At 46.7% G+C, this 707-nt stretch carries 1 protein-coding gene; it reads left to right on the top strand.

What is annotated here, in order from left to right; genetic code table 11:
• The first annotated feature begins 71 nt into the window (after positions 1-71).
• Positions 72-611 carry a prepilin-type N-terminal cleavage/methylation domain-containing protein gene (locus tag A3751_RS23800; protein WP_068454478.1) on the top strand — a complete coding sequence of 180 codons (540 nt, stop codon included), beginning with the start codon at positions 72-74 and terminating at the stop codon, positions 609-611.
• Positions 612-707 lie beyond the last annotated feature (96 nt).

Genomic DNA, 707 nt, shown 5'->3' with positions numbered 1-707 from the left:
TATTATGACTATATAAGACATTATTATTTGCTCAGAGCGAGTATCCGCTGTTCATGGTTGAAGTAGGTTCTATGAGGTTAGTCAGTTCAGATCGTTTGCCCCGAAAGTGTGTAGGGCAATCGGGTTTTACCTTGATTGAGTTAGTATTAGTTATCGTGTTGCTTGGGGTCTTGGCGGCGTTTGCACTGCCTCGGTTTGCAGACTTAACGCAAACATCTCGAGTGTCTACTCTCGAGGGAATAAGGGGCGCTATGCTGTCGACAATCGGCGTGGTTCGCAGTAAAGCATATGTGCAAGGACTCAGCGTGGCATCCGCAAATCCGCCCAGTCAGGCGTCATATATTGTCGAGACAGAGGCTGGAAGATCAGAGGTGGATTGGCGAAATTTATGTCCGGAAAGCAGGGCTGAGTTAGCAGATGCTTTAGAAATGGCTGATCATATCGATTTTAGAGAAATCGGAGGCCTAAGCCTTGTTGTCAATAATCGCTATACGCGCATCGGTTATGATATTCGGGGCTCTGGCGCGCCGACGGCCAACGGCTGTTATGTGACGTACGATTCATTTGGTGACCCGAATTGCACGGTCTCTCTCATTACAACGGATTGCTAGATTTTTCTGAGCTTAAGCTTGAGCTTGAGAGTTTTTACATCATTGATTTGTTGCACATGTTAGGTACTTAAAGCAAGGGCTCGATGGGTAGGAATG

This window comes from Oleiphilus sp. HI0080 (assembly GCF_001635135.1).
This window is presented reverse-complemented; position numbering and strand designations above follow the sequence as displayed.